The organism is Vibrio sp. 10N.286.51.C3 (genome assembly GCF_003050065.1).
GTDB classification, from domain to species: Bacteria; Pseudomonadota; Gammaproteobacteria; order Enterobacterales; family Vibrionaceae; genus Vibrio; species Vibrio crassostreae.
The window spans coordinates 223,285-248,491 of sequence record NZ_PIGC01000003.1; the positions used below are offsets into that span (position 1 = coordinate 223,285).

18 protein-coding genes are annotated in these 25,207 nt (G+C 45.6%); 11 read left to right on the plus strand and 7 right to left on the minus strand.

Features of this window, described 5'->3' with window-relative positions:
• The first annotated feature begins 17 nt into the window (after positions 1-17).
• From CWO27_RS04480 to CWO27_RS04505, 6 genes are all read left to right on the plus strand, one after another.
• Entirely contained in the window at positions 18-1,265 is a 1,248-nt protein-coding gene (locus CWO27_RS04480) for an ABC transporter substrate-binding protein (RefSeq protein WP_102432085.1), read from the plus strand.
• A 67-nt stretch (positions 1,266-1,332) separates the two neighbouring features.
• Complete coding sequence (locus tag CWO27_RS04485) at positions 1,333-2,319, plus strand: carbohydrate ABC transporter permease (protein WP_017068577.1); 987 nt, start codon at positions 1,333-1,335, stop codon at positions 2,317-2,319.
• A 46-nt stretch (positions 2,320-2,365) separates the two neighbouring features.
• Positions 2,366-3,214, plus strand: a complete 849-nt coding sequence (locus CWO27_RS04490; RefSeq protein WP_017061568.1) for a carbohydrate ABC transporter permease — start codon at positions 2,366-2,368, stop codon at positions 3,212-3,214.
• 17 nt (positions 3,215-3,231) lie between these two features.
• Positions 3,232-4,581 carry a GH1 family beta-glucosidase gene (locus CWO27_RS04495; RefSeq protein ID WP_102432084.1) on the plus strand — a complete coding sequence of 450 codons (1,350 nt, stop codon included), beginning with the start codon at positions 3,232-3,234 and terminating at the stop codon, positions 4,579-4,581.
• Positions 4,581-5,672 carry an ABC transporter ATP-binding protein gene (locus tag CWO27_RS04500; protein WP_019826228.1) on the plus strand — a complete coding sequence of 364 codons (1,092 nt, stop codon included), beginning with the start codon at positions 4,581-4,583 and terminating at the stop codon, positions 5,670-5,672. The genes CWO27_RS04495 and CWO27_RS04500 overlap by 1 nt, the downstream gene beginning before the upstream one ends.
• Positions 5,673-5,780: 108 nt before the next feature.
• A complete protein-coding gene (locus tag CWO27_RS04505; RefSeq protein ID WP_107898616.1) occupies positions 5,781-8,195 on the plus strand; it encodes a GH36-type glycosyl hydrolase domain-containing protein in 2,415 nt (804 codons plus the stop codon).
• Positions 8,196-8,254: 59 nt separating this feature from the next.
• Here CWO27_RS04505 and CWO27_RS04510 read toward each other — a convergent pair whose 3' ends face one another.
• A complete protein-coding gene (locus CWO27_RS04510; RefSeq protein WP_102460939.1) occupies positions 8,255-9,202 on the minus strand; it encodes an aldose 1-epimerase in 948 nt (315 codons plus the stop codon).
• Between the two features lie 64 nt (positions 9,203-9,266).
• Here CWO27_RS04510 and CWO27_RS04515 point away from each other — a divergent pair, with 64 nt between their 5' ends.
• The gene (locus CWO27_RS04515; RefSeq protein ID WP_107898617.1) at positions 9,267-12,365 is read left to right on the plus strand and encodes a GH116 family glycosyl hydrolase; all 3,099 of its coding nucleotides are present in this window, start codon (positions 9,267-9,269) and stop codon (positions 12,363-12,365) included.
• Positions 12,366-12,462: 97 nt separating this feature from the next.
• Positions 12,463-13,476: a LacI family DNA-binding transcriptional regulator gene (locus CWO27_RS04520; protein ID WP_107898618.1), complete on the plus strand. Its 1,014-nt coding sequence runs from the start codon at positions 12,463-12,465 to the stop codon at positions 13,474-13,476.
• A 321-nt stretch (positions 13,477-13,797) separates the two neighbouring features.
• Here the strand turns inward: CWO27_RS04520 and CWO27_RS04525 are convergent, their stop codons facing one another.
• Positions 13,798-15,426, minus strand: a complete 1,629-nt coding sequence (locus CWO27_RS04525; RefSeq protein WP_102433285.1) for an ABC transporter ATP-binding protein — start codon at positions 15,424-15,426, stop codon at positions 13,798-13,800.
• Positions 15,427-15,438: 12 nt separating this feature from the next.
• Positions 15,439-15,933 carry a hypothetical protein gene (locus CWO27_RS04530; protein WP_048663875.1) on the minus strand — a complete coding sequence of 165 codons (495 nt, stop codon included), beginning with the start codon at positions 15,931-15,933 and terminating at the stop codon, positions 15,439-15,441.
• Positions 15,934-16,173: 240 nt separating this feature from the next.
• On the opposite strand from CWO27_RS04530, the gene CWO27_RS04535 reads away from it, so the two are divergent.
• Positions 16,174-18,534 carry a Lon protease family protein gene (locus CWO27_RS04535; protein WP_102433284.1) on the plus strand — a complete coding sequence of 787 codons (2,361 nt, stop codon included), beginning with the start codon at positions 16,174-16,176 and terminating at the stop codon, positions 18,532-18,534.
• A gap of 161 nt (positions 18,535-18,695) precedes the next feature.
• Here the strand turns inward: CWO27_RS04535 and CWO27_RS04540 are convergent, their stop codons facing one another.
• Positions 18,696-19,442 (minus strand): flagellar brake protein, encoded by a 747-nt coding sequence (locus CWO27_RS04540; protein WP_048658905.1) that lies wholly within the window; start codon positions 19,440-19,442, stop codon positions 18,696-18,698.
• Positions 19,443-19,716: 274 nt separating this feature from the next.
• Between CWO27_RS04540 and CWO27_RS04545 the strand changes: the two genes are divergently transcribed.
• Entirely contained in the window at positions 19,717-20,001 is a 285-nt protein-coding gene (locus tag CWO27_RS04545; protein ID WP_048658906.1) for a GNAT family N-acetyltransferase, read from the plus strand.
• Positions 20,002-20,012: 11 nt separating this feature from the next.
• Positions 20,013-21,146, plus strand: a complete 1,134-nt coding sequence (locus CWO27_RS04550; RefSeq protein WP_107898619.1) for a phosphotransferase — start codon at positions 20,013-20,015, stop codon at positions 21,144-21,146.
• 72 nt (positions 21,147-21,218) lie between these two features.
• Here CWO27_RS04550 and dsbD read toward each other — a convergent pair whose 3' ends face one another.
• The 3 genes from dsbD to CWO27_RS04565 are packed head-to-tail and all read right to left on the minus strand — an operon-like array spanning position 21,219 to position 25,187.
• Positions 21,219-23,015, minus strand: coding sequence for a protein-disulfide reductase DsbD (dsbD, locus tag CWO27_RS04555; RefSeq protein ID WP_102433282.1), 1,797 nt, complete (start codon positions 23,013-23,015; stop codon positions 21,219-21,221).
• Positions 23,012-23,971 (minus strand): FAD:protein FMN transferase, encoded by a 960-nt coding sequence (locus tag CWO27_RS04560; protein ID WP_107898620.1) that lies wholly within the window; start codon positions 23,969-23,971, stop codon positions 23,012-23,014. Before CWO27_RS04560 ends, dsbD begins: the two co-directional genes overlap by 4 nt.
• Positions 23,961-25,187, minus strand: a complete 1,227-nt coding sequence (locus tag CWO27_RS04565) for a DUF3570 domain-containing protein (protein ID WP_107898621.1) — start codon at positions 25,185-25,187, stop codon at positions 23,961-23,963. Before CWO27_RS04565 ends, CWO27_RS04560 begins: the two co-directional genes overlap by 11 nt.
• Between the last annotated feature and the right edge of the window lie 20 nt (positions 25,188-25,207).

Below are 25,207 nucleotides of genomic sequence, written 5' to 3' on the forward strand. Positions count from 1 at the left end.
AACATTAAGGATAGAACATGAAATTTAAGACCTTAGCGCTCTCATGCGCGGTTGCTTTAGGATTAGGTACAACGGCTGTTAATGCGGCTGACAAAGAGATTCGTTTCGATGGCTTCCCTGATTTCGATAGCAGCCTGAAGGTATTACTGCCTGATTTCGAAAAGAAAACAGGGATTAAAGTTGATTACCTTATGAACAACCACGGTGACCACCACACAAAACTAACCACTAACCTAGCAACTGGCTCAGGTGCGGGTGACGTGATTGTTGTGGACGTAGAGAAAATCGGCCCATTCGTTGGTTCTGGCGGCCTAGTTAACCTGTCTGAAAACTATGGTGCAGATAAATACGAAGAACGATTCGCTCCATACGCATGGGCGCAAGGCAAAGGCGCTGACGGCGACATGTACGGCATCCCTGTCGATCTTGGTCCAGGTGTTATGTACTACCGCACCGACGTGTTTGAAAAAGCAGGCATCAATGTAGAAGACGCAATCAAAGATTGGGATTCATACATCGCTGCGGGTGAAAAACTGAAAGAGCAAAACGTACAACTTATCGCTTCAGCAGCCGACGTGGCACAAGCGATCATCTTCACAACAGTTCCTGAAGGTGAAGGTCTTTACTTCGATAAAGATGGCAACCCAGTGGTGACATCTGAGCGTTTTGTTCACGCTTTTGAAGTGGCAAAAGAGATTCGCGACAAAGGCTTAGATGGCCGCATTCTGGCTTGGTCTAACGAATGGTACGAAGGCTTCCGCAACGGCACATTTGCAACTCAACTTTCTGGCGCTTGGCTACTTGGTCACCTAAACAACTGGATTGCACCTGAAACCAAAGGTAAGTGGGCAGTAGAGAACCTTCCTGATGGCATCTACGGCAGCTGGGGTGGTTCATTCCTATCTATCCCAACTCAGTCAGACAACCCAGATGAAGCTTGGGCACTTATTGAATACATGACGACTGACCGTGAAGTTCAACTTAAGCACTTCGAAACGATTGCGGCTTTCCCTGCGAACGTAACGACGTATGACGATGAGTTGTTCCAAGAAGAGATGGAGTTCCTAGGTGGGCAGAAAGCGCGCCTTCTATTTGCTGAAGTGGCACAAAACATCAAACCAGTATCTCCAGCTCAAGGCGACCACGTAGCACGTTCTATAATTTTAGAGAACGCATTGATGGAAGTGCTTGATGAAGGTAAGGACATCGAGACTGCATTGAAAGAGGCAGAGCGCCTAATCAAGCGTCGTACGCGTAATCTTTAATTTGTTTTTATTTTGAGTAAGTGAGGAAGCGTGGATAACGCGCTTCCTTTTTTAAGAGGTCGTTACTATGAATCATACAGCGAGCACAACGATAGAACCTGCGGACAAAAGCCTTTTTTCTCGTCTGAATTTGAAAGCGCTTACACCGTATGGATTCCTTCTGCCGTTTCTGATCATTTTTTCTGTATTTGGGATCTTCCCGCTGTTGTTCTCTGTTTACCTGTCGTTCCACGAATGGAACCCAGTACAGGGCATGGACGCAATGCAGTTCGTTGGTTTTGAGAACTATCACATTGCATTGACTGACCCGTGGTTATGGCGTTCATTAAAGAACACATTGTGGCTAGCAATCACATCGGGTGTGGCTCAGCACTTAGTCGCAATTCCAGTGGCTTACATGTTGGTTTCAATGGGTGACCGTATGCGTCACTGGTTAACATCGGCGTATTTTCTACCGTTCATCACATCAACGGTCGCAGCGTCACTGATTTTCTTCAACATGTATTCTCCTAACTCAGGAATCATTAACCAAACGCTAATGGCACTGGCCGATAGCACGCTGTTTGGTTGGGCATTTGCTTGGGTTAACGATTTCCAACCAATCCGCTGGTTAGACGATGCCACTATGGTGAAGCCGTCTATCGCGATCATGGTTTTCTGGAAATACACCGGTTTTAACATCGTCCTTTACACCACAGGTTTAATGACGATTCCTAAAGATATTTTAGAAGCTGCTCGTATGGATGGTGCCAACGCCTTTCGCCGCTTCTGGAATATTTCACTACCAATGATTCGTCCATTTATCTTCTTTGCTATCACGATGACCATCATCGGTAACCTGCAAATGTTTGAAGAACCGTTCGTTCTAACGCGTGGTACAGGTGGTACGGGTCAATCAGGTCTAACTATCTCTATGTACCTCTACAAAGTGGGTTGGGAATGGTTAGAAATGGGCACAGCGTCAGCGATTTCATGGCTCCTGTTTGCACTCATCGCAACGTGTACCTTGGTTCAATTTTTATTCTTCGGTAAGAAAGGCTTAGGGGAACATTAAGATGTCGACATCAATTAAGACAAATACCTCACCACTAAGTGGCCTAATGCCAAGTGAACGCACCATGTACATCATGACTAAGATCTTGATGGTTATGCTCGGCATATTACTGATTGTTTCCGCAATCATTACGGTGTTCCCGTTTGTGTGGTCAGCACTGCTTTCAACACGTGACCGTTCGGAGATCTTCGGTTCAGGCATCAGCTTTGCGATTGGCGATAGCCTAATGGTGAACTACGCAAAACTGCTGGAAATCATGCCGTTTTGGAAAGCGATGTTTAACTCGATTTACGTGGCTTTCTTAGGCACCACCATCTCACTGCTGTTCTGTAGCATGGGTGGCTACGCGTTTGCTGTGTTTAAGTTCCGCGGTAAGAACGTGTTGTTCGGTATGCTGGTTGGCTCAATGGCGATTCCGCCTGTGCTTAGCTTGATCCCTTACTTCATGATCGTGAAATTCTTAGGCTTGCTAGATAACCACATGGCTGTATGGCTACCGTTCACAACCACGCCATTTGGTATCTTCTTGATGCGTCAGCACGTGATTGCATCGATTCCTAAAGAGCTATTAGAAGCGGCGAAACTAGATGGCGCAGGCGAGTTCAGAACGTACTGGAGCGTGGTACTGCCACTAATGAAGCCAGCACTTGCAACATTGGCTATCGTGCAGTTCGTCTTCTTCTGGAACATGTTTATGCAACCTCTTGTGGTGCTAAATAACCCAGACAATTATGTGATTACACAGGCGCTACGAAGCGTTCAAGGTATTCCGAATACGCCATGGGGTGCGGTAATGCTAGGCACCACAATTTCAATTTTACCACTCGTAATTACATACCTGTTCGCATCGAAACAGATGATCAGTGGTTTAACGTCCGGCGCAGTTAAAGGTTAGGTTTAAGGGTTATAACAATGAATAAATTTCAACTTCCAAGTGATTCAAAGTTACGCAGTAAGGAATTTGTATTCGGTGTCGCGACATCTTCATACCAAATTGAAGGCGGCGTTGAAGAGGGCGGTCGTACACCGTCTATCTGGGACACGTTTTGTAAGACGCCAGGTAAGGTAGATAACGGCGACAATGGTGATGTGGCATGTGATCACTACCACCTATGGAAGCAAGACATCGAGATGATTCAAGGCTTAGGCGTTGATGCTTACCGCCTATCAATTGCATGGCCACGTATTCTGCCGCAAGACGGTGAGGTGAATCAGCAAGGCCTAGAGTTTTATGAGCAGATCATCGATGAGTGTCATGCTCGTGGCATGAAGGTGTATGTGACTTTGTATCACTGGGATCTGCCACAATACCTTGAAGACAAAGGCGGTTGGCTAAAACGTGAAACGTCTTACAAATTTGCGGAATACGCAGAAGTCGTGAGTAACTACTTTGGCGACAAGATTGATGTTTACACAACATTGAACGAACCGTTTGTGTCTGCATTCCTTGGTTACCGTTGGGGCGAACACGCGCCAGGCATCAAGGGTGAGAAAGAGGGCTACTTAGCATCTCATCACCTAATGTTGGCACACGGTTTGGCGATGCCGATTCTTCGTAAGAATGCGCCTCATGCTAAGCATGGCGTGGTATTTAACGCGACTCCGGCTTACCCATTAACACCACAAGATCAAGGCGCAGCAGATTACTGCGAAGCGGAGAACTACCACTGGTTTATCGACCCAGTATTGAAGGGTGAATATCCGCAGTTAGTGGTTGAGCGTCAAGCGATGAACATGCCAATGATCCTTGAAGGTGATTTAGACATCATCAGCGCACCAGTCGACTACATTGGTATCAACTACTACACACGCAATGTCGCTCGCTTTAACGAGAATGGTGACATTGAATCAGTCAAGCAAACCGATGCTGAACACACTTACATCGGTTGGGAGATCAACCCACAAGGCCTAACTGATTTATTGGTAAGACTGGATGCTCGCTACGAAAATATGCCGCCTATCTACATTACGGAGAACGGTGCTGCAGGTAACGACGAGCGCGTTAATGGACAAGTGATGGATGATCAACGTGTTCGCTACTTCCAAGGTCATATCGAAGCGGTTCACAACGCAGTTGAAGCCGGTGTGAAAGTGGATGGTTACTTCGCTTGGAGTCTGATGGATAACTTTGAGTGGGCATTCGGTTACTGCCAGCGTTTTGGCATCGTCCACGTTGATTACACCACCCAAGAAAGAACATTGAAACAGAGCGCAATTGCGTACCGAAATATGCTTCTAGAGCGCGCTGAGGAGAACAGATAATGGCTAAAGTAGAATTTAAAAACATCAAAAAATCATTCGGTGATGTTGAAGTTGTCAAAGAATTTGATTTTACAGTTGAAGACGGTGAGTTCGTGGTTTTCCTTGGCCCATCTGGATGTGGTAAATCGACAACGCTACGTATGCTTGCGGGTCTTGAAAGCATCAGCTCTGGCGACATTGTGGTTGGCGGTAAGTTGATGAATAAAGTCGACGCGAAAGACCGTGATTTGGCGATGGTATTCCAAAGCTACGCTCTGTACCCACACATGACGGTGTACGAGAACATCGCCTTTGCGTTAAAACTGAAAGGCATGCCGAAAGCAGAAATCGACGTAGAAGTACTAAAAGCGGCGAAAATGCTAGAGCTTGACCCGCTACTGAACCGTAAGCCAAAAGAGCTTTCTGGTGGTCAACGTCAGCGTGTGGCAATGGGCCGTGCAATGGTTCGTACACCTAAGGTTTTCTTGTTTGATGAGCCGTTATCTAACCTAGATGCAAAACTTCGTGGCGTGATGCGTGAAGAGATCAAACACCTACACCGCGAGCTTAAAACTACCACGATCTACGTAACTCACGATCAAATCGAAGCGATGACTTTGGCGGATCGCATCGTGATCCTGAAAGACGGTTATGTTGCTCAAGTAGGTACGCCAACCGAGGTGTTCCAACGTCCTGCAAACAAGTTTGTCGCGCAATTCATTGGTAACCCGTCAATGAACATGTTGGAAGCAAAGCTGATTGAAAAAGAAGGCGAGTACTTCGTTGAACTTGGCGATGTTCATATCCCACTGCCAGAGCGCTTTAAGTCTCTAGCATCTAAAAACCTAGCGCTTCATTTTGGTGTTCGTCCAACAGACATCCATCTACGTGCTGAGCAAGTTGACCACGACCGTGTGCTGCCATTCCCTGTGAAAATCAAAGACAAGGAACTGCTAGGCGCGAGCATTCTTCTGAAAACAGAAATCGGCGGTCAACCGCTGATGGTTGAGACCCAAGCTGCTGAAGTGGATGTGAAAGAGCTGACGCTTTACTTGGATCTGGATGCTTTCCACCTATTCGATGCACTGAGTGAGAATTCGCTAGCGAGCTAGTCAATTACGAGCTAGCCAGTCAATTTAAGTCAGCTAACGAGCTGATACCAACCTACTTACGACAAATTGTTTTGGCTCCTCCTGATTTGGGAGGGGCTAGGGATAGTGATGATGAAATTCGGATATTTTGACGATAAAAACAAAGAATACGTAGCAACCACGCCATGTACACCGATTAAATGGTGTAACTATGTTGGCACATTAGATTTTGGTGGCATTGTCGATAGCAATGGCGGTGTGTTGTTGTGTAAGGGCGACCCGGCACTGAACCGTATCACCAAGTACATTGCACAACTGCCAAACTCAGATTTCAAAGGTTCGACCATGTACCTCAAGGTGCGTGACGAAGCGGGTAATGTAGAGGTGTTCTCACCCTTCTACACTCCGACTCTGAAGCCGCTAGATAAGTTTGAAAACCATACAGGCCTGTCTTACACCACCATCATTGCAGAAGCGTTTGGTGTGCGTTGTGAAGCAACGTTCTTCGTACCAAAAGCAGACCAAGTATTGCTGCAAGACATCAAAGTCACCAACATTTCAGACAAAGCGCTGCACGTTGATGTGGTACCGGTGTATGAATTCACGCACTTCGATGCGCTTAAGCAGCTATTGAATGCGGATTGGGTTCCACAAACCATGACACTGAAAGCACACCAGCAAGAATCGGGTCATACCGTGCTTGAGCAGTATGCCTTCATGAAGCGCGACTACGCGGTGAACTTGATGACTGCTGATCGTCCTGTGACATCATTTGATGGTGACCGCCAATCATTCCTAGGTCAGTTTGGCTACGGAACTTGGGCTGCACCGCAAGCGTTAGAAAACGATGAGCTTGGCAACACTGAGTGTTTGCGTGGCGATAACATTGGTGCACTTAACCTACGTCTGGGTTGGTTATCTCCAGAGCAGACAGAACGTACGGTCGTACAGATCGCACAAGAAGAGAGCCTAGAAGCTGCATTGCCTCTATTGGCTAAATATCGTGACCATCAAGTGGTGGATTCGGCATTCGCTGAACTGGCTGAGCACTGGGACTCTTACCTACAAGCGGTTCAGGTTGAAACGCCAGACCCGGCAATGAACTCGATGCTTAACGTACATAATCCACGTCAATGCCACACAACCAAAAACTGGTCTCGTTACCTGTCTTTGTACCAACTTGGCTATGGCGCTCGCGGCATCGGTTTCCGTGACTCTTCTCAAGATACATTAGGCGTGATTACTCACATGCCAGAAGAAGCGCGTGAGTTTATTGAGCGTCTGCTGTCGGTGCAAAACACCAACGGTTCGGCAATGCACCAGTTCTTCCCGTCAACCATGGAAGCAAACGCAGGTGATTCGCGTGAAGAAGAAGATCGCCCGGATTACTACGGTGATGATCACCTGTGGATCATCTACGCGGTGACGCAATATGTGAAAGAAACGGGCAATGCAGACTTCTTGAATAAAGAGATCCCGTTCTATCAAAAAGACAAAGCGGGCAACCCAATCGAAACGGGAACTGTTTGGAACCACCTGTGCCGCGCGATTGAATTTACCTACACCAATACTGGTGAGCACGGTCTACCGCTGCTAGGTTTTGCTGACTGGAACGACACGGTGAACCTGCCAACGGGTGCTGAGTCGATGATGGTAGCCAACATGTACGGCAAAGCCCTGCTCGATATGCTGGACCTTTGTGAGCTACGTGGCGAAGCGCAACTGACGACTAAGTTTAAAGATCAGTACCAACAGATGCAGAGTACGGTGAATGAGTGCGGTTGGGATGGCGAGTGGTTTGTGCGTTACTTTGATGAGCAAGGTTTGCCAATCGGTTCTCATAAAAACGAGCAAGGACAGATCTACACTAACGGTCAAAGCTGGCCTGTGATCTCTGGTTTCGCGACTCAAGAGCGTGCCACACAAGCTCTAGATTCGGTTTACAACAAGCTGAACACGACCAATGGCATCAAACTTTCAACACCGGGTTACAACGGCTTTGATCCACAGCTAGGTGGCGTATCAACATACCCACCGGGTGCGAAAGAGAACGGCGGTATCTTCCTGCATTCAAACCCATGGGTGATGATCGCAGAAGCGAAAATGGGCAACGGCGAGCGTGCTTATGAGTACTACCGTCAAATTAATCCGGCTTCGAAGAACGACGATATTGATACCTTCGAGTCAGAGCCATACTGCTACCCACAAAACATCTTGGGTGACGAACATAAACAGTTCGGCTTAGGTCGTAATGCATGGCTGTCTGGTACTTCATCTTGGACATACGTTGCAGGTACGCAGTGGATTCTGGGTGTTCGTCCTGAAGTGGATGGTTTGCTGGTGGACCCTTGTATTCCGGCTGAGTGGCCTGAATTCAAAGTCCGTCGTCAGTTCCGTGGCGCAACATATAACATCCATGTCTCGAACCCGAACAATGTGTGTAAAGGTGTGGTTGAAATGAAGGTCAATGGTGACCTGATTTCAGGCAACAAAGCACCGGTATTTACATCGGGTGAGCACATGGTAGAAGTGGTATTAGGCTAACAAAGAGAAGGGCGCTTTATGCGCCCTTTATTGCTTTTTGGTTTCTCTTTAGTGTTGTTTTATTTTGGTTGATAGCTGGCCTGGCATTGCCAATTGAAGGTTTGAGACTGGTTCGGGCTAAGCGTCAGTAAGCCAATTTGGTTATTGAATGCATCTGCAGGGCAAGTCATTGGTTCTATTGCAATGCTTTGCTCGCTAGCCGGCGTGTACAGCTGAACGAATGGGTAGCTTGCATCTTGTTGATAGTGAATCGCAGCTGATGAATCTGAGCGCGTCAAAGTCAGTTGGTTGGTTGTCTTCGAATCAAATTCAAAGCAATGATTTAGACTTTGATTCGTCAGGGAGTCGCCCAAAGACAAACGGTCAAAAACCTGTTTTTCACCATTAGGTAGGTCGTTCACGTGTATGACTTCGGAGCACTGCGACATGGACAGCGCACATTCTGTCAGATCCGTACCCAGTGAAAAGTAAGGGTGCCAAGCATCACCGAATGGGAAGGCAGAATCACCAAGATTAGAAGCGGTTGTTGAGCAAGAGAGCTTGCCTGTTATGTCGATAGTGAAGGTGACTTCAAGGTTAAAAGCAAATGGGAAAGCAGGGTGCAAAGAAGACGTTTGATACTGCATTGTCACACTGGCTAACTCTTCGTTGGCTACGCTGTTTGTGATTGAAAAAGGTTGGTTATAGAGCAGGCCATGTACGGCGTGATCAGACCAAGGAAAGTTAGCCGGGAGTTGATGGTTTTGGTTATCGAAACTGTAACGACCTAAGTTTAAACGGTTTGGAAAAGGGAATAATTTAGCACTGCGGGAAAAGAACGGATGTTGGTTGATCAGTTCATCATAATTCTGATAACCACAAATAAAAGAGAACGGACTGTTATTTACGATATATTTATTAATAATAGCACCAAATTCATTGATTATTTGAAGTTCTATACCATGTTGGTGGTTTATTAATGTGACAGAGTCAATACTTCCAAATTTTTCATTTATAATTTTAAACATGTTGATGTCTCCATTTTTGAAAGATATTAACAAGAAGAAAAAAATATTCAATGGCGGTTTTAAAATGAATAATAAAATTCCATATACAAGCTATTCAGGAAATTCAAAACACCTTTGCAAAAAAGGTGATGCAGTTGAATTTATTCAACCTTGGTACACGCCAATTTCTACCACACCAGAAAATACCGGCATGGCAGTGGGTGGTATTGGTAATACATTTACACTGACGCCAAATGGCAACACGCCAAACTTTAGCTTTATCCCTGGTATATTTGTTGATTGTTCAGAGCAAGTTATTAATTTTAATGATTTTTATGCTTCAGTGATGGATGTGCCAACCATCGACACGCTGCAAGTCATTGATGAGCAAGATCTGGGCGTTCACCTGAACTTTTACCCTGCTTTGTTCGATGGTAAGAAGATTGACAATACAGACATGTCGAATGCGATTAACCACATTTGTTCGGCATTAAAAAATGGTGGCTTCTACCAAGAGAATAAAGCTAACTTTACAAAATGGAACATTGAGTTTTCAAATAAGACTCTATTATTGATTGACTCAGATTCATCTTCAATTATTTGTCAATTATATGTAGCCTTAGATTTCTTTAATGGTTTATTAATAAATGATACAGTTAAATTATTATCACTTACTGCTGGTGATAATAATGATATGGATAGTCTCAATGGCAGTGATATAGATAGTGTCAACGGTAAGGATATCGAATATCAAGCTTTGTATCCATTAGCTGAATATAAATACAACAGTTTTGATGACATTAAAATAAAACGTAAAGTGGTTTCTCCAATCGTTAAAAATGACAAACGCCTGTGCTCTTTACCGATGCACTGGAATCACTTCGAATTAACCAATCATTCGGCGCAAACCCGCGTGATTACGCTTGCTCAGCCGCTACAAAATTTGATTGGCTCAACTTATCGCAAAGGTCGCGATGGCATTCAAGATTCGGCGTGTACCTTGTCTCAAAATCCAATCGCCCAGCAGCATCAAGCGGTTAGCGTAAACGGCGAAAACCACGGTTTTACGGGTGTCCAGCTCACTAGTCAGTCCCCGTATCAAAGTGATATTGAAGGTGAAGTGGTGTTTGGTGTTCAAGCGAATAACCACCTGACCGAATCTGGCAAGATATCGGTGTCTGTGAAGCCAACACTTTATACCTCTAAGGCAGCGGAGCAAACAGAGTTCGCACTGAGAACAGGCCGCACAAACGCTGAATTCCAAACAGGTATCTACACTGGGCGTGAAGCTCTGAGTGCATTGATTGTGGTTCAGGTTGAGTTGGAGCCGGGGGAGTCTGTTGATCTGCGTTTTACACAGGTGATGGCACACAGCAAAGTCATGCTTAATGGTTGGCGTTCAGAGAAGGCCTACACGCAATTCTATCCGCAAGCGAAACCTGCTCTGCCGATGTTAGAAGAGGTATTGCCAGAGCTAGAAGCGATTGAGCAACGAATTGTCGAACAACAAACGGCCTTCCTACAGCAAGCTCAACGCAAAATTTCACAGCCTGAATCGGCACTTCGATATGCGACGATGGCGATGAATTCACTATCATTCCTAGCCGAATCAACGGTATGGGATAAAGAAGACAAGTTCCTGGTGAAGGAGTGTGTTGATTACCCGTTCTTTAACTCTCTGGATGTGTATTTCTACGGCTCATTTTCGCTTCTTTATTTATTGCCGGAGCTTGATGGCTGCGTGATGAAAGAGTTTTCGAAAGCCATTTTGGCCGAAGACTTTACTCAGCGCCGATACTGGGAATATGAAGCAACACCGAATGCTGAATTGATCGATGAGAAGTACCAAGGCGTGCGTGCTATTCGAGGTGCGGTTATTCATGACTTGGGTAGCCCGTTCGACATCCAGCCTGACGCGTACAGCTGGCACAACGTGAAAGAGTGGAAGGACTTAGCACCGAAATACATTCTGATGGTGTACCGTCACTATCAAAACACGCAAGATATTTCTGTAGTTAAAGAGTGCTGGCAGGCTGTGACTGAGAGCATCGATTTCTTATCGAACTTGGTCGCTGAGGGCGATGATTTACCGCTAACCCGAGGCACAGACGATACCTTTGATAACCTGGCTTCTCATGGTATTTCAATTTACTGCGCGAGCCTTTGGGTTGCTGGCCTTCAAGCCGCGAGTGAACTTGCACAATTGATGGGCGAAAACGATCTGGGTTCGGATTACCTAACACGTTCGAAAAAGGCATTAGCAACAGTTGAGCAAAGCTTGTGGGATGAGAAAGAAGGCTACTACCATTTCTTCGTGACGCCAGTTCAAGCCAAGCATCTAACGGGCGAAGGCTACCAAAGCCTGGAAACCTTAGGCCTGACTTTGACGGGTGATACGATTGCTGACAAGAATACGCTCAATGCCTATCTCAATGAGACCGATACCTCCATTAACATCAATAAGGTATCTCAAAGAATCTCTAAGAAACGCTTACTGAGTGAGACCGCGCCTCAAGCCTTTACTCAAGAATATCTAGAACTAGTACCAGATTCAGACAACAGCTTTGGTGATGCACTGCTTGCTGACAGCTATCTCAAGCTGATTGGCTTAGAGGGCATTTTCCCGCAAGAGCGTATTCAACGCGCATTGGACTATGTTTATAAACATAACTTTGAGATCAACAGCCCTAAGCTGGGTGTTGCGAATATGACATTGGCAGACGGTTCACCACATGAGGCTTTTCAGGCACAAGATGTGTGGATTGGTGTGCAATTTAGTGTCGCAACAGCGTTGAGTTTAGCGGGCAAATCGCAGCAAGCAGAAACATTGATGGACACCGTGTATACCGCGCTGTATGACTATTCAAAAATTCCATTTGCCGCGCCAGAAGGGTTCAATTGCTCAGTATCATTTGATGAGAAAGATCTTTCAGAGTCTTTTAAATTGTCACAAAATGATGCGAAAAAGTGGCTTACTGCACTTAAATTGCAAAAGTGTGTGCTGTCTGACGGTCGAGTTAGTCCTGACCTGACTAAAGACAGTGATAAATTTGTTAGTATGTTGCAAGGCGAAATTTCAGCGGAACAAGCCATGATTCTTCACAAATGGCTACTGAGCACCGGGTTGAAATACACCGCAGGTCGTTATTTCAGACCGGGGATGATCTTCGCCTACATGTATTAACTTAATGATACGAGTTTCAACGAAAGCTGTGGTATGCAGGTTGAAATAGGTGGGGAGCTTTCGGGCTCCCCAAATGTCACTGGATTAGGGTATCGAGATGCGCACTAAAACTAAAAAAACAACCGTATACGATGTAGCGAGACTCGCTGGTGTTTCCCCAAGCACGGTTTCTCGTTTTCTTAATCGAACCACTTATGTGTCGGATGATAAAAGCCAGAACATCGAGCAGGCCATCAAAGACACTGGCTACAAGCCCAATTTTCAGATGCAGGAGAATATCAATCGCCGTTCACTCACGATAGGCGTATTGGTGCAACACCCTGACAGCCCTTATACCAGTCGAATCCTCAACGACATGGAGAAAACTTTGATTGCTCAAGGTTACTCTTTGGTGATTGCGACAGGACATTGGCAGAAAAAACTGGAATTACATGCACTGGAGTATCTGGCGAAAAGTAATGTTGATGGCATGATCATTGTGACCGGAAGCGTGAGTAAAGAAGATATCGCCAAATATGCACAAGACATCCCGGTCGTGGCGGTAGGGTACGACATTATTGATGACAATATCCGCACGCTCAACATTGATAATGTGCTGGGCGGCTACATGGCGACCCTGCACTTACTGCAACAAGGGCATGTGAATATCGCTCATATTAAAGGGCTTTCAAGTCAACCTGATGCGGGGAACCGCTTTGAAGGCTATAAAAAAGCGCTGCAAGAGGCGGGCATCAAGGTGATGCCAAAACTCGTCAAGCAAGGGGATTTCAGTAGTGAGTCTGGCTACGAGAAAACCGTGGAATTAATCGAGTCGAAGATTCACTTTTCTGCTCTGTTTGCAGCCAATGATCAAACCGCTTACGGGGCGATTAAGGCGCTACACGATCACGGTTATAAAGTTCCAGAAGATGTGTCTGTGATTGGCTTTGATGACTTGCCAACGTCTAAGTATTTCACGCCAGCCCTGACGACGCTGAGACAGCCGATTGAAGAGATTGGAGAGGTGTGTGCTCAGTCGATTTTGAACTTGTTATCTGGCGAGCGACATGAAGCTCGACTGCCACCGATTGACTTAATCGTCAGAGAGTCAACCAAGTCTTTGTATCGTTAATTGTGAAGTGATTGAATCGTAGGGAGTGAGATTTAAAGATAAATTATTTCCTTTCAGAAACGAAAAATGCCGCATCCATGCGACATTTTTCTTTTGGCGGCCAAACCAGTTTTGCTATATCCATTCTAGAGTGAAACCCATTCTACTCTTCATACTTGAAGCCGCAGCGTTGTTAACTGCCTAAGTTCACCCAAATCACATAGAGCCCCTATGCTCATAGGGCTGAACTTATTTGTTGCCTAGCTGCAATTCCAATTATTTTGAGTAGCGATATTATTCAGAATGTACTTATAAGACGCTGTTAATGTTGATTAGTTCCCTCTATGCGGCATTTTTTTTCGATTTATTTTCTAAGTCGAATGACGCTGCGATCAGTTTCTTGGTGTAGTCGTTTTTCGGCGCATTGAAAATCTCTTCTGCAGCCCCTTCTTCCATCACTTCGCCCTTCTGCATCACCAGCACTCGATCCGACAGAGCTTTCACTACCGAGAGATCGTGGCTGATGAATAGGAAGCCGATATTGTGCTTAGCTTGAATGTCTTTCAGTAGGTCGATCACGGTCAGTTGTACTGAGCGATCGAGTGCCGAAGTTGGTTCATCCAGCAAAATGAAAGAAGGTTCAAGAATCAACGCGCGAGCAATCGCGATACGTTGTCTTTGTCCACCTGAGAATTCGTGCGGGTAGCGGTTAATTGAGTTTGGCTCCAAGCGAACCTCAATCAGTGCTTTGCGCGCTCTTTCTAAACGTTCTTGTTTTGACAAATGAGGTTGATGTACCGTTAAGCCTTCGGTGATGATTTCCCCAACCGTCATACGTGGTGATAAAGAACCATAAGGGTCTTGGAACACCATCTGAACATCTTTCTTAAGCTTGTGACGCTCTTTATCGGTCAATAAGCTGACGTCTTGGCCTTTGTAGACAATACGCCCGCTACTTGGCAGCAAGCCGATCAAAGCTCGTCCAAGGGTCGATTTACCGGAACCAGACTCGCCCACAATGCCTAAGGTTTCGCCTTGTTTCAGCTTCAACGAAATGCCTTTAACTGCTTCGAAGTACTGGTTCTTACTTTGGATAAAGTGAGATTTGATCAAGAACTTCACGCGAATATTTTCTGCACAAAGCAGTTCAGGTGCGGATGCCTCAACAGGAACCTTAGCGCCTTTCGGAATGGAGTTAATCAGCATGCGTGTGTAGTCGTGTCTTGGGTTTTCGAATAAGGCTTGAGTCACCCCTTCTTCAACCAGTTCACCTTTACACATCACCAGAACACGGTCGGCAAAGTGCTTCACTACACCGAGATCATGGGTGATGAACAAAATCGCCATGCCCATTTTGCCTTGAATCTCTTTGATAAGAGAAAGCACTTCCGCCTGAACCGTTACGTCCAATGCGGTTGTGGGTTCATCGGCAATCAGAATATCTGGTTCATTGATTAGCGCCATTGCGATCATGATGCGCTGTAACTGACCACCTGAAAACTCATGCGGATACTTGGTGTAAGCCAGCTCTGGCATAGGTAAATGCACCAGATTGAACAGCTCTAGTACACGCTGTTTTGCTTTTGATTTCGATACCTTTCGGTGACACATAATGGCTTCTGCCACTTGAGTGCCGACACGCAGGTATGGATTCAAAGATGTCATTGGCTCCTGAAAGATCATGCCGATTCTATCGCCACGAATCGACTGCATTTCTCGCTCAGTCTTACCAAGAATCGATTGACCTTCAAACTCGATGTCTGACTGTTGATCAATAATCGCGTTATCAGGAAGTAAACGCATCAGCGCGTTGGAAGAGACGGATTTACCTGAACCTGATTCACCAACAATGGCTAAGGTTTCGCTTGAGTTAAGGGTAAAGTTAATCTTTTTGACCGCATCAATGATTCCATCATTGGTTTTGAAACTTACGGAGAGGTTATTAACTTTAAGAATGGCCCGGTCCGACATGATATATCCTTATCAATTTAAGACATTAGGTGAAGATTGAACTTCTGACGTTGTTTTTAGTTGCCCAAAATGGTGATGAGCTCGTTGAATTTGTTCTAGTTCGAGCATCCAATGTGAACTGCGCTGTGCACTGCAAAAAGCAATTAAATGATTGAGCAGGTCTTCACTCTGCTTTTCCAATAGCCCATAGGTACGTTGAATCAGATCAGTGCTTTCAAGCGAGATAAATTGCATCAGTGCATAAGATTGATTCAAGGTGTCGAAGGCTTGTTGGTGCTGCCCTAAACGGTTGAGAATCTCAGATTGAGCAACACTCGCATCTCTCAACCCGGCAAGCAGGCAGGCAAATTGGCAAGGCTTGATATCGCTTTGGTATGCTGCATCTTGTATGTGATGAGGAAGTGATGTTAGAACATCACCATACAGGCGCTGTGCTTCAGGCCAGTGACCTTGTTCCATTAACTGTTCAGCTTTTAGGTAGTGCATCCAGCATCGTTCAATTTCCATATCCACATCCTCAATTCATAATATCTGAAAATGTTAATGATATTTATTATCAATTGCAAATTAAAATCATTCACATGTTAAGTTGATGAATTAAATGACGGGCTATTCCTAAAAATGGCTTAAATTGTGTGTTATTTGTTCAGTTGAACAGCTGTGTAGCGTAAGTCACTAAATTTGTAGGAAATTACATCTACACTGATTTTATCTACACCTAAGTAATGAAGGACTAAGGAGGCGGCGATGGCGATGCAAAGACTCAATACAGAACAGCTGTATCAGGTAGCAGAACTCGAGAAGTTACCATGTAAGTCGACCAAAGAACTGGCTCCAATTGACGAGATCGTCGGGCAAGAACGTGCTCAAAAGGCCGTTGAGTTCGCGATGTCAATCAAGGAAAAGGGTTACAACATTTATGCGATAGGGCGAAATGGTCTGGGTAAACGCACCATGATCTTGCGCTATCTAAACCGACACCCTCAAGAGGTTCAGGAGCTTTTTGATTGGTGTTATATCGCGAACTTTGAAGATATTCGTACACCTAAGGTACTGAAATTGCCTCGTGGCGTTGGCAGCAGCTTAAAGCAAGATATTGAAAAGCTAATGCGTAAATTGCTGAAAGGTATGCCTCTAGCGTTTGATAACGAGATGTACTTTAGCCGCGCTGACAGGCTTAAAAACCAATTAGCAGCTAAGCAACAAGCCGCGTTAGAAAGCATTAGCCAAGAAGCCAAAGACAAGGGCATTAACCTGACGATCACCACTCAGGGTGATTACCAATTTGTGGCAATGAATGGTGATGATCTTCATACCGAAGAGAGCTTTGATCTGCTTTCGCCGGAAGAACAAGATCAATTTGATAAAACCATTGATGGATTGGAAGTCGGGCTGCGAACCATTTCTCGTGAATTGACGGAACTTGAAGAGACGTACACAGAGAAAATTCAAAAGCTAAATGATGATACGGCGCGAGATGTGATTACTCACTTTATCAAGCAGTTAAAGCAGGATTACAGTCAATATCCAGAGATCAAGAAGTACCTAACGGCACTGCGTAAAGACATTGTCGATAACGCTGACATCTTCTTAGAAGAGAGCACCGAGCAAGCCGAAGTGGCGACTGCTTCTTTGGATAAGAAAATGCCGCGTCGCTACAAGGTTAATGTGATTGTTAGCCAGAAGGAGGAGGCGATGCCGATCGTGGTAGAGGAAAACCCAAATTACCACTCTCTGTTTGGCCATGTGGAAACAGCGACTTTTAAAGGTACCGTATTTACCGATTTCTCCTTGATTCGCGCAGGTAGCTTGCACAGAGCAAACGGCGGCGTATTGTTGATGGATGCGGTCAAGGTGCTTGAGCAGCCGTACGTTTGGGAAGGCTTGAAGCGAGCGCTGCGTTCACGTCAATTGAGTTTCACTTCATTAGAAAAAGAGGTGACCTTAACGGGGGCGGTATCGCTTGATCCTGAACCGATTCCATTGGACGTTAAGATCATTCTGTTTGGTGATTACCGAACTTACCAACTGCTGCAACATTACGATGCGGAGTTTGGTGAACTGTTCCGTGTGACAGCCGATTTTGAAGATGAGATGAAGCGCACTCCCGATTCTGAAATGCATTACGCGCGCTTTATTTCGAGCATCGTACATGACAACAACATGTTGCATTGTGACCGCAAAGCGATTGCTCGCATCATTGAGCACAGTTCTCGTCAGGCGGGTGACCAAGGTAAATTGTCTCTGCACTCGGCACACATTGCCAATCTGCTTCGTGAGTCAAACTACGTTGCGAGAGGCTCAAAATCGAATCTGATTCGTGCAACGCACGTCGACCAAGCGTTATCTAACCAACAGATGCGTGTTGGACGACTGCAAGACAGTGTGATGGAAACCTTTACTAATGGCACAACGCTGATTCATGTCGATGGTCAGGCGGTTGGGCAAGTGAATGCGCTTTCTGTACTTAGCACGACGGATCATATGTTTGGTGCGCCGAACCGAATCACGGCAACCACCGCTTACGGTGATGGTGAAGTGATTGATATTGAAAGAAACGTAGACCTAGGTGGCAGTATTCACTCGAAGGGTGTGATGATCTTGTCGGCTTACCTTTCTTCTGTGTTTGGTAAAACGGCCAAAGTACCACTCACTACTAACATTACCTTCGAGCAGTCGTATGGTGGCGTCGATGGTGACAGTGCGAGTATGGCCGAGTTCTGTGCGGTGGTATCTGCATTTTCTAAGCAACCAAACCGTCAAGATATTGCGATTACGGGTTCGATGAACCAGTTTGGTGAGTCTCAACCCATAGGTGGTGTAAACGAGAAAATTGAAGGTTTCTTTGATGTGTGTGAAATCAAAGGGCGTTCAAACGAACAAGGAGTGATCATCCCGCGTTCAAATGTTCACAACCTGATGCTGCGTAGCGACATCGTAAAAGCGGTTGAAAAGGGCGAGTTTAATATCTGGGCGATTGACCATGTAACAGAAGCGATTGAGCTGTTCACAGGCAAAGCCGCAGGTGAGGCAAGTGATGAGGGTAGCTACCCAATTGATACTATTTTTGGTATCGCTCAAGCGAAACTGAACGCACTGCGTAAATAGCTAAATACAAAGTTTAATAGCTAAACAAATAAATAGCAGCCAAAACGCAAAAGCCATCGTTTAGAGTCGATGGCTTTTTTATTGGTTGAGGTTTGGCTCGCTAGGAGCCATTTTTTTTGGTTAGCTTACGGTATTCGGAGAAAGTAGCGTCTTAAAAGGCGTTAACCGTTTCGTAAGCAGAGCTTGGTGCCATCGAACTTTAATTTTGCCAACAAGTGCTTAGCGTTGGCTCGGCCAATATCATCAAATTCGACACCGTATCGAGCGTAGTGCGTCGATTTTTGCAGATTACAAATGATGCCCCTCAATGGCGGAATCAGCGGGCCATTGTAGTTTTCAGGCGTAATCTCAATCGACACTCGATCGGCAATCTGAATCGCGCGAGAAGTCGGTGAGGTCACAAAACGACAACCACTTTTCGATAAGTCTCTTATCTCACAGTTTGCTCGTTGGTCGTTGAAGATGATTCTTGAAGCTAGATTCACTTCATATCGGGTCTCTTTACGCAGTTGAGTCACTTGCATGGTACTTGGTGTAGAGAGCACTAAAATCGGAAAGGGTTCGCCAATCCTATGGTGAATTTGGCTTCTAAAGTGGATAAGCGCCCCTTCACCTCGCAGAGAATACGCACGAGCGGTCATCCAAAAGCCTTCTTGAAAGAAAAAGTTCAGATCTTCATTGGATACCTCGGGAACCTCAACCACAATACAGTTATCACTGTGCGTACCGATAAATTTGGTGGTGGCGAGAAACTTCGTGCCAACGGGAGTCGAGACATTTAATGTCAGTTCACTGCCGTGCTCAATCATGGCCAGCGCATCAGTGCTATTGATAGTGGAAACAGTGCGATTACGAGGGTCTTGAAGTGCCTGATTATGCTCCAAAGGCTTCGTCAGGGGTGCGTTCATTATATGTTCTCCATGCGCCAACATGCGTCTGTTAGTTATATTGGTAACTTGCTAACAAGGGGTTATTACGTGCTAGATTGTGTGGACGTACTCACATAGATTTATAGAGTGCCTTCTATCATTGCTGATTTTATATTAAGCCGATTGCACTGAATTATTTACTGTGTTTGTAAGTACTTAGTTTTATTTATATGCACTTGCGTTAGTCTATTACAAGGAACTCATACTTCAAACTTTTATTGTTTGTCGTATCCATTATTTGCAGGAGTTGAGAATGCAGGCAGTAAAATGGGATCAAGAAGTGAACCAGATCACAGTTGAGCTAGAACCCAACCAGTTCGCGGTTGTTAAGTATCAAAAGGACGGAGATGTACTACATATCACGTCGACTCGTATTCCTGATGAACTGCAAGGCAAGGGCTTTGGTAAGATGATGATGGAGTCGGTATTGCCTGAAATTGAACAAGCGGGCTTCAAAATTGTGCCGGTTTGTAGCTATGTGGTTCACTACATGAATAGGCAGCCACAGTGGTCACATCTTCTATCCGATAAAGCATAACAACGAGTAATATGTCTCAATCAATACCGTCGAATAATCGAGCTCAAGCTGAAGCGAGTTCAAGTCAAAATCAGCCAGAGCTTTATCAACAAGAGTTTTATCAAAATGAGCTTTATCAAAAAATAGCGATCTCGTTGGGTTGTAACCAAGGATTTGATGTCGAAGTGATTCAACGCCTGTGGGGCGGGTATGGCGAGTTAGTTCGCTTGGTCTTTGCTAAAGATAATAGCGCTTCGATGAACAGCGTTATCGTTAAACATGTCGCGCTGCCAGATAAAGCGGAACACCCTAAAGGCTGGAATACTAAACTCTCTCATCAACGCAAAGTTCACTCTTACCAAGTGGAAACGGCATGGTATCAGTCCTTCACTCAACAATGGGACGATCGTTGTCCTGTTCCTGTTGGACTGCATTGTGAGCTACAAGAGAATGAGTGGCTTATCGTGATGCAAGACCTAGCAGATATAGGTTTTCCGTTAACCTCTCAGTTTGATGTACCTGTTGTTTCTGACTATCAGGCATCTAGTTACACACGAGAAGAGCAAAAACAACGCGATGCTTGCCTTAAATGGCTCGCTAATTTTCACGCAAAGCACATCAATATCAATCAAGAACAGTCGTTGTCATTGTGGCAAGTCGGTACATACTGGCACCTAGACACTCGCCCCGATGAGCTGAATGCTTTGGCTGATGTCCCACTGAAGAATCAAGCTAAGCACATCGACCGTTTATTAAAAGAGTGTCCATATCAAACCTTGGTCCATGGTGACGCTAAGCTAGCCAACTTCTGTTTTGATCTAGAGAGCGAAAACGCCGCTGCCGTCGATTTCCAATATGTGGGTCACGGCTGTGCGATGAAAGATGTGGCTCTATTTATGAGCAGCGCAATTAGGCCGCAAGATTGCCAAGAGTACGAGCAAAAGGTATTAGATATTTACTTCCAACACTTGAAAGATGCACTCGCGCACTATCAGCCACACCTTTCTTTCGATGATGTTGAAGCCGCATGGCGACCAATGTTTTACGTGGCATGGGCTGATTTCCAACGTTTCGTGAAAGGTTGGAGCCCTGAGCATTGGAAGATCAATTCTTACACTGAACAGCTGACTCAAATGGTCATCCAACCGTTAGAAAAAGCCAAGTAACTGGGGTGCAATAAGTAAACCAAATAAAAACGCCCAATCATTGATTGGGCGTTTAGGTCATTGAGTGATTGTCTAGTTTGTCAGGTTGTCTGGCTCTGCTGTGCGGGCTGCTACAAGCTGATTAGCAAGTTTGAGCTTGTTATTGAAACCTTCTTTATCAATATCTCCCATCACACGCGCAGGCTCTATTTCACCACTATCGGGGGAGTAAAAGAAAATAGCGGGTGGGCCGAACACATTTTTGTCGTTAAGCCATGCCATTTGTTCTGGTGAGCTTTCAGTCACATCAAGCTTTATGGTCTGCCACTCTTTCAGTTTTTGGCTCACTTGTTGGTCATTGAACACATTTGTTTCAATCACTTTGCAAGAGACACACCAATCCGCATAAAGGTCGACCAGTACTTTCTGTTTAGCGTTGGCAGCGGTTTGTATCTGTTTCTTTAGCTGATCAATCGAGTCTGTTTTCTCAAAGGGAGTAGCCGCAATAGGTTGGGCTGATTCTCGGTTTGCAAGCGGGTTGAGAGGATCGGAATTTCCTAGGAAATAACCCACAAACAGAATCAAGCCATAGCTCAGTGGCAGCAGAGCGGAGAATTTGCGAGTGCGCGCCCAGCCCGGTTGTGCCGCTTCTAAAGCGCCGAAATGGACACCTGTTCCAATAGTAAGTAGTGCCCATAAGATCATGATGATCGAAGGATCAATAAAGCGGCTTAACAACACGATAGCGACCGCCAATAGCAGCACGCCAAACACTTGTTTTACGGATACCATCCACGCGCCACTTCTTAGCAACAGACGTCCACCACTCGCTCCAATCGCTATAAGTGGAACGCCCATACCTAGTGCCATAACGAACAAAGTCGCTCCGCCAAACATCCAATCTTGAGTCGTTGAAACGTACAGCAATGCCCCTGCTAATGGGGCACTGACGCAAGGTGACACAACCAAGGCAGATATTGCGCCCATTGCGAACACGCTGGCGATCTTGCCACCGCCCAACTTGTCTGAACCGTTGTTGAGTTTTTGCTGCAGTGCGGCTGGTAATTGAAGTTCATAGAAGCCGAACATTGCCAATGCAAGCAGAACAAAAATCGCTGCAAAGCTACTTAACAACCAAGGTTGTTGCATCGCGGCTTGCAGGTTGACCCCTTTTGCCAATGTGGTGACTAGGATTCCAGTCATCGCGTAACTGGTTGCCATACCCAGAACATAAGAGCTAGAAAGTGCCGCACCTTTCTTACCTGTCATTGCTTTTTCGCCACCGATGATACTGGCTAAAATTGGAATCATCGGCAGTACACATGGCGTGAGGGACAAGCCCAAACCGAGCAAGAAGAACACAAGCAGCGCTTGTAACTTACCGGCTTGGGATAGGAACGAAGATAAGCCATTGGTGTCTTCACTGATCTCACCTAGGGTTTGAACTAGAGAGTTTGATTGCTCCTCAATCTGGGCTGCAGCTAAGGCTTCGATCATAGGTAGATCGAGCACTAACTTTTGTGGCAGATAGCAAAGCCCTTTATCTGCACAGCCTTGGTAACGCACGGTGAGTTTGCCACGGCCGGTGTAAGGCACGGTAACGGTTAGCGGCTCGTGAAAGACAACAACGTTACCAAAGTTCGGATCCTGTTTTTCTTCACCTAGCAGCGAGTATTGAGGCTCTTTTGTCGATAGTGACGACTCTTCTTTGAACGAGAATCGAGATCGGTACAGGTAGTAGCCCTTGTGGGTATCAAAGCTAATTACCGCGCCTTGGTCTGTTGCTTCCCATGTGACAGGGAAGGCTTGTTCAACAGAAAGAAATTCGTTTTCTTGAGCATGCAAAAAGCTGCTAAACAATAGAATTAAAGTGAGTAGGTAGCTTTTCATGAATGCAAAAACTCCGTGTTTTGGTGAATGTGTAATTGATCATCGATGTAGATAACAGCGCTGTCTTCAGGCACTGAAATATTGGGGTTCAGTGTTAGAGATGTGCTGAGCACGCCCGCCTCCAAAGTGGAGGAAGCAATCGCGGTAACTGATAGAATCTTCTTCTCAACATCTTGCTTCGACAAAATATGAGACGTGGTTCTATCGCCGAACTGCATCTGACGTTCACTGTGGGCTGATGTGGTCAGCGCCGCGTCGGTAATCGGAATGGCAAAAAAAGGTGTCTTGTTGTCTCTTGGATCCAGAACCGCAATGTTAAATGGCGAACTATCTGGCTTTGTACCCAATGCATAGATATCGCCGCCAAAATTCACCAACATTGAAGTTGCACCAAGTCGCTTACCTATCTTTACTGCTTGATCGACCGAGTACTCTTTGATGACGCCGCCAAAATCGAAGCGGGTGCGTGAATCTGGAACGTGCAGCCTTGTCTTTTGTTGATCGACTTTTCTTTGTCGAACGATTGTCCCTTCTAGAAACATTGTCTCTTTTAGCTCCCAAGCCTGCTTGCCCAGTGCGGAAGAGAGAGCTTGAAACGCATGGCTGTGTGACATCTTCGGCTTCTGTTTTAAAAGATGCTTGATGCTGCCAACGGTGGTATCAAATGTGTCAAATGTCAGTTGGCTTAATCGATCGAGATGCTCAAAAACTTCCGCAGACTCCGAATCGAGTTCGACTTCACTGGTTGTGCGCTGATTAATATGTCGCGTTAGCCATGAATCATCGCTGTAGAAGTTATATTTGCCCTCTAATCGATGTGTGTTCTGCTCTATCTCATCAGCGATGTCTTTTGCGCACGCCTTTGGAAAGTGAGTCAAATCAAGCGATAAGATCTGTACTTCGCAAGGTACTGTCATGGCATGAAAGCGATGGACAAAGGGCAGCTTAGAATTCATAAGTTGCTCCAATCGCCCACCACTGTGCTTCAAACCCGTTGCTCTGTTCGTAGTAAGCCGCAAGCGCATTTAAACGCACGGTTTTATGGACCTTAACGCTCGCGCCAAGCTCATAAGCATTCGCAGTGAAGTTACCTAGGCGAAGGTCAGAAGTCGCGTAACCTGTCGAAGCAAAAGAAGGATCTGCGCTACTAGGATCGCGATAGAAATCTGCCGCATCTTGCGTATACCAGAAATAACCGGGTGCAAGGGTTAGCCACTCACTGACACGCCAAGATAATTTTCCGCCCAACTGATGAGACATCACGCCCCAGTCATCTATGAACCATTTGTATCGAGGTCGGATTTTTATACTGTCTGACAAAGAGTAAAAGGCCTGAAGATTAATACCGCCAGAGACTCGGGTATCGGGTCTAGAGTCTTGCCCCAAGAACACTTCGTCATCATCGATTTTGCCATCGTCGTTAATATCGACTTCGCGAAGAACCGTTAAATAGTGGTTGCTCAAGTAACCGCTACGGTAGCCTGCATAAGCGGTAAAAATGCTGTACAGATTTGGTGTAAAGGTTTGAGATAACCCCGCTTCTAAGCTGCCTGTGAAAATGTCTTCCCAGCTCTGGCTGTTAGAAGAGCCTAAAACGTATTTGCCAAATGCCTGAGTTTGGTCGAAAAGAGCAGAGCCCCCTAAGCTGTACGAACGGTTTTTAGCGCTATCAGCATAAATCAAGCCTTTACCATTGATACCAATGCTTTCGTAGTCTTCTTCTTGAGATACGTTACCGCCAAAGGTCCATTCATTACGCAGCCTGTCACGGTAGGTGGCACTCAAGCTGAGTGCTTTTCTTGTGTCTTCTAGGCCGACCTTCTGGACCTCATAACTGTCACGGTGAGGATCGTAACCCGCACGGATGACCTCATTAGTTTTATTCTGGGCTTGCTGAGTTTTCACGGCGCGATTTATCTTGTCGGCATCCGAGCCTGGAGGTGTCGTAGGGCCCCAAGCTGGAGAAGCACCTGAAACACTGTCGTAGCTTATTTCTGCGTTTAGGGTCCAATTTAAGCCGATACTTTTTTCAATCGAAACCATGGTGTCATTGGCTGATACTCTGTCATCGTATTCCTCATAGCTAAGGTAATGAACAGAGACATGATCTTCAGCTAATGCCACATTAGCCACTGCCGCTGCACTGAGCAGCGTAATTGGTAGTTTTTTCATTTTGTTCTTATTTTGTTTTT

Bases quoted from the DNA above. Each gene is read 5' to 3' on its own strand.
- CWO27_RS04520 (WP_107898618.1), top strand. From the start codon at position 12,463: ATGCGCACTAAAACTAAAAAAACAACCGTATACGATGTAGCGAGACTC.
- CWO27_RS04505 (WP_107898616.1), top strand. From the start codon at position 5,781: ATGATGAAATTCGGATATTTTGACGATAAAAACAAAGAATACGTAGCA.
- CWO27_RS04530 (WP_048663875.1), bottom strand. From the start codon at position 15,933: ATGGAAATTGAACGATGCTGGATGCACTACCTAAAAGCTGAACAGTTA.
- CWO27_RS04535 (WP_102433284.1), top strand. From the start codon at position 16,174: ATGGCGATGCAAAGACTCAATACAGAACAGCTGTATCAGGTAGCAGAA.
- CWO27_RS04485 (WP_017068577.1), top strand. From the start codon at position 1,333: ATGAATCATACAGCGAGCACAACGATAGAACCTGCGGACAAAAGCCTT.
- CWO27_RS04480 (WP_102432085.1), top strand. From the start codon at position 18: ATGAAATTTAAGACCTTAGCGCTCTCATGCGCGGTTGCTTTAGGATTA.
- CWO27_RS04490 (WP_017061568.1), top strand. From the start codon at position 2,366: ATGCCAAGTGAACGCACCATGTACATCATGACTAAGATCTTGATGGTT.
- CWO27_RS04510 (WP_102460939.1), bottom strand. From the start codon at position 9,202: ATGTTTAAAATTATAAATGAAAAATTTGGAAGTATTGACTCTGTCACA.
- CWO27_RS04525 (WP_102433285.1), bottom strand. From the start codon at position 15,426: ATGTCGGACCGGGCCATTCTTAAAGTTAATAACCTCTCCGTAAGTTTC.
- CWO27_RS04550 (WP_107898619.1), top strand. From the start codon at position 20,013: ATGTCTCAATCAATACCGTCGAATAATCGAGCTCAAGCTGAAGCGAGT.
- CWO27_RS04500 (WP_019826228.1), top strand. From the start codon at position 4,581: ATGGCTAAAGTAGAATTTAAAAACATCAAAAAATCATTCGGTGATGTT.
- CWO27_RS04515 (WP_107898617.1), top strand. From the start codon at position 9,267: ATGAATAATAAAATTCCATATACAAGCTATTCAGGAAATTCAAAACAC.
- CWO27_RS04560 (WP_107898620.1), bottom strand. From the start codon at position 23,971: ATGAATTCTAAGCTGCCCTTTGTCCATCGCTTTCATGCCATGACAGTA.
- CWO27_RS04565 (WP_107898621.1), bottom strand. From the start codon at position 25,187: ATGAAAAAACTACCAATTACGCTGCTCAGTGCAGCGGCAGTGGCTAAT.
- CWO27_RS04545 (WP_048658906.1), top strand. From the start codon at position 19,717: ATGCAGGCAGTAAAATGGGATCAAGAAGTGAACCAGATCACAGTTGAG.
- CWO27_RS04495 (WP_102432084.1), top strand. From the start codon at position 3,232: ATGAATAAATTTCAACTTCCAAGTGATTCAAAGTTACGCAGTAAGGAA.
- CWO27_RS04540 (WP_048658905.1), bottom strand. From the start codon at position 19,442: ATGAACGCACCCCTGACGAAGCCTTTGGAGCATAATCAGGCACTTCAA.
- dsbD (WP_102433282.1), bottom strand. From the start codon at position 23,015: ATGAAAAGCTACCTACTCACTTTAATTCTATTGTTTAGCAGCTTTTTG.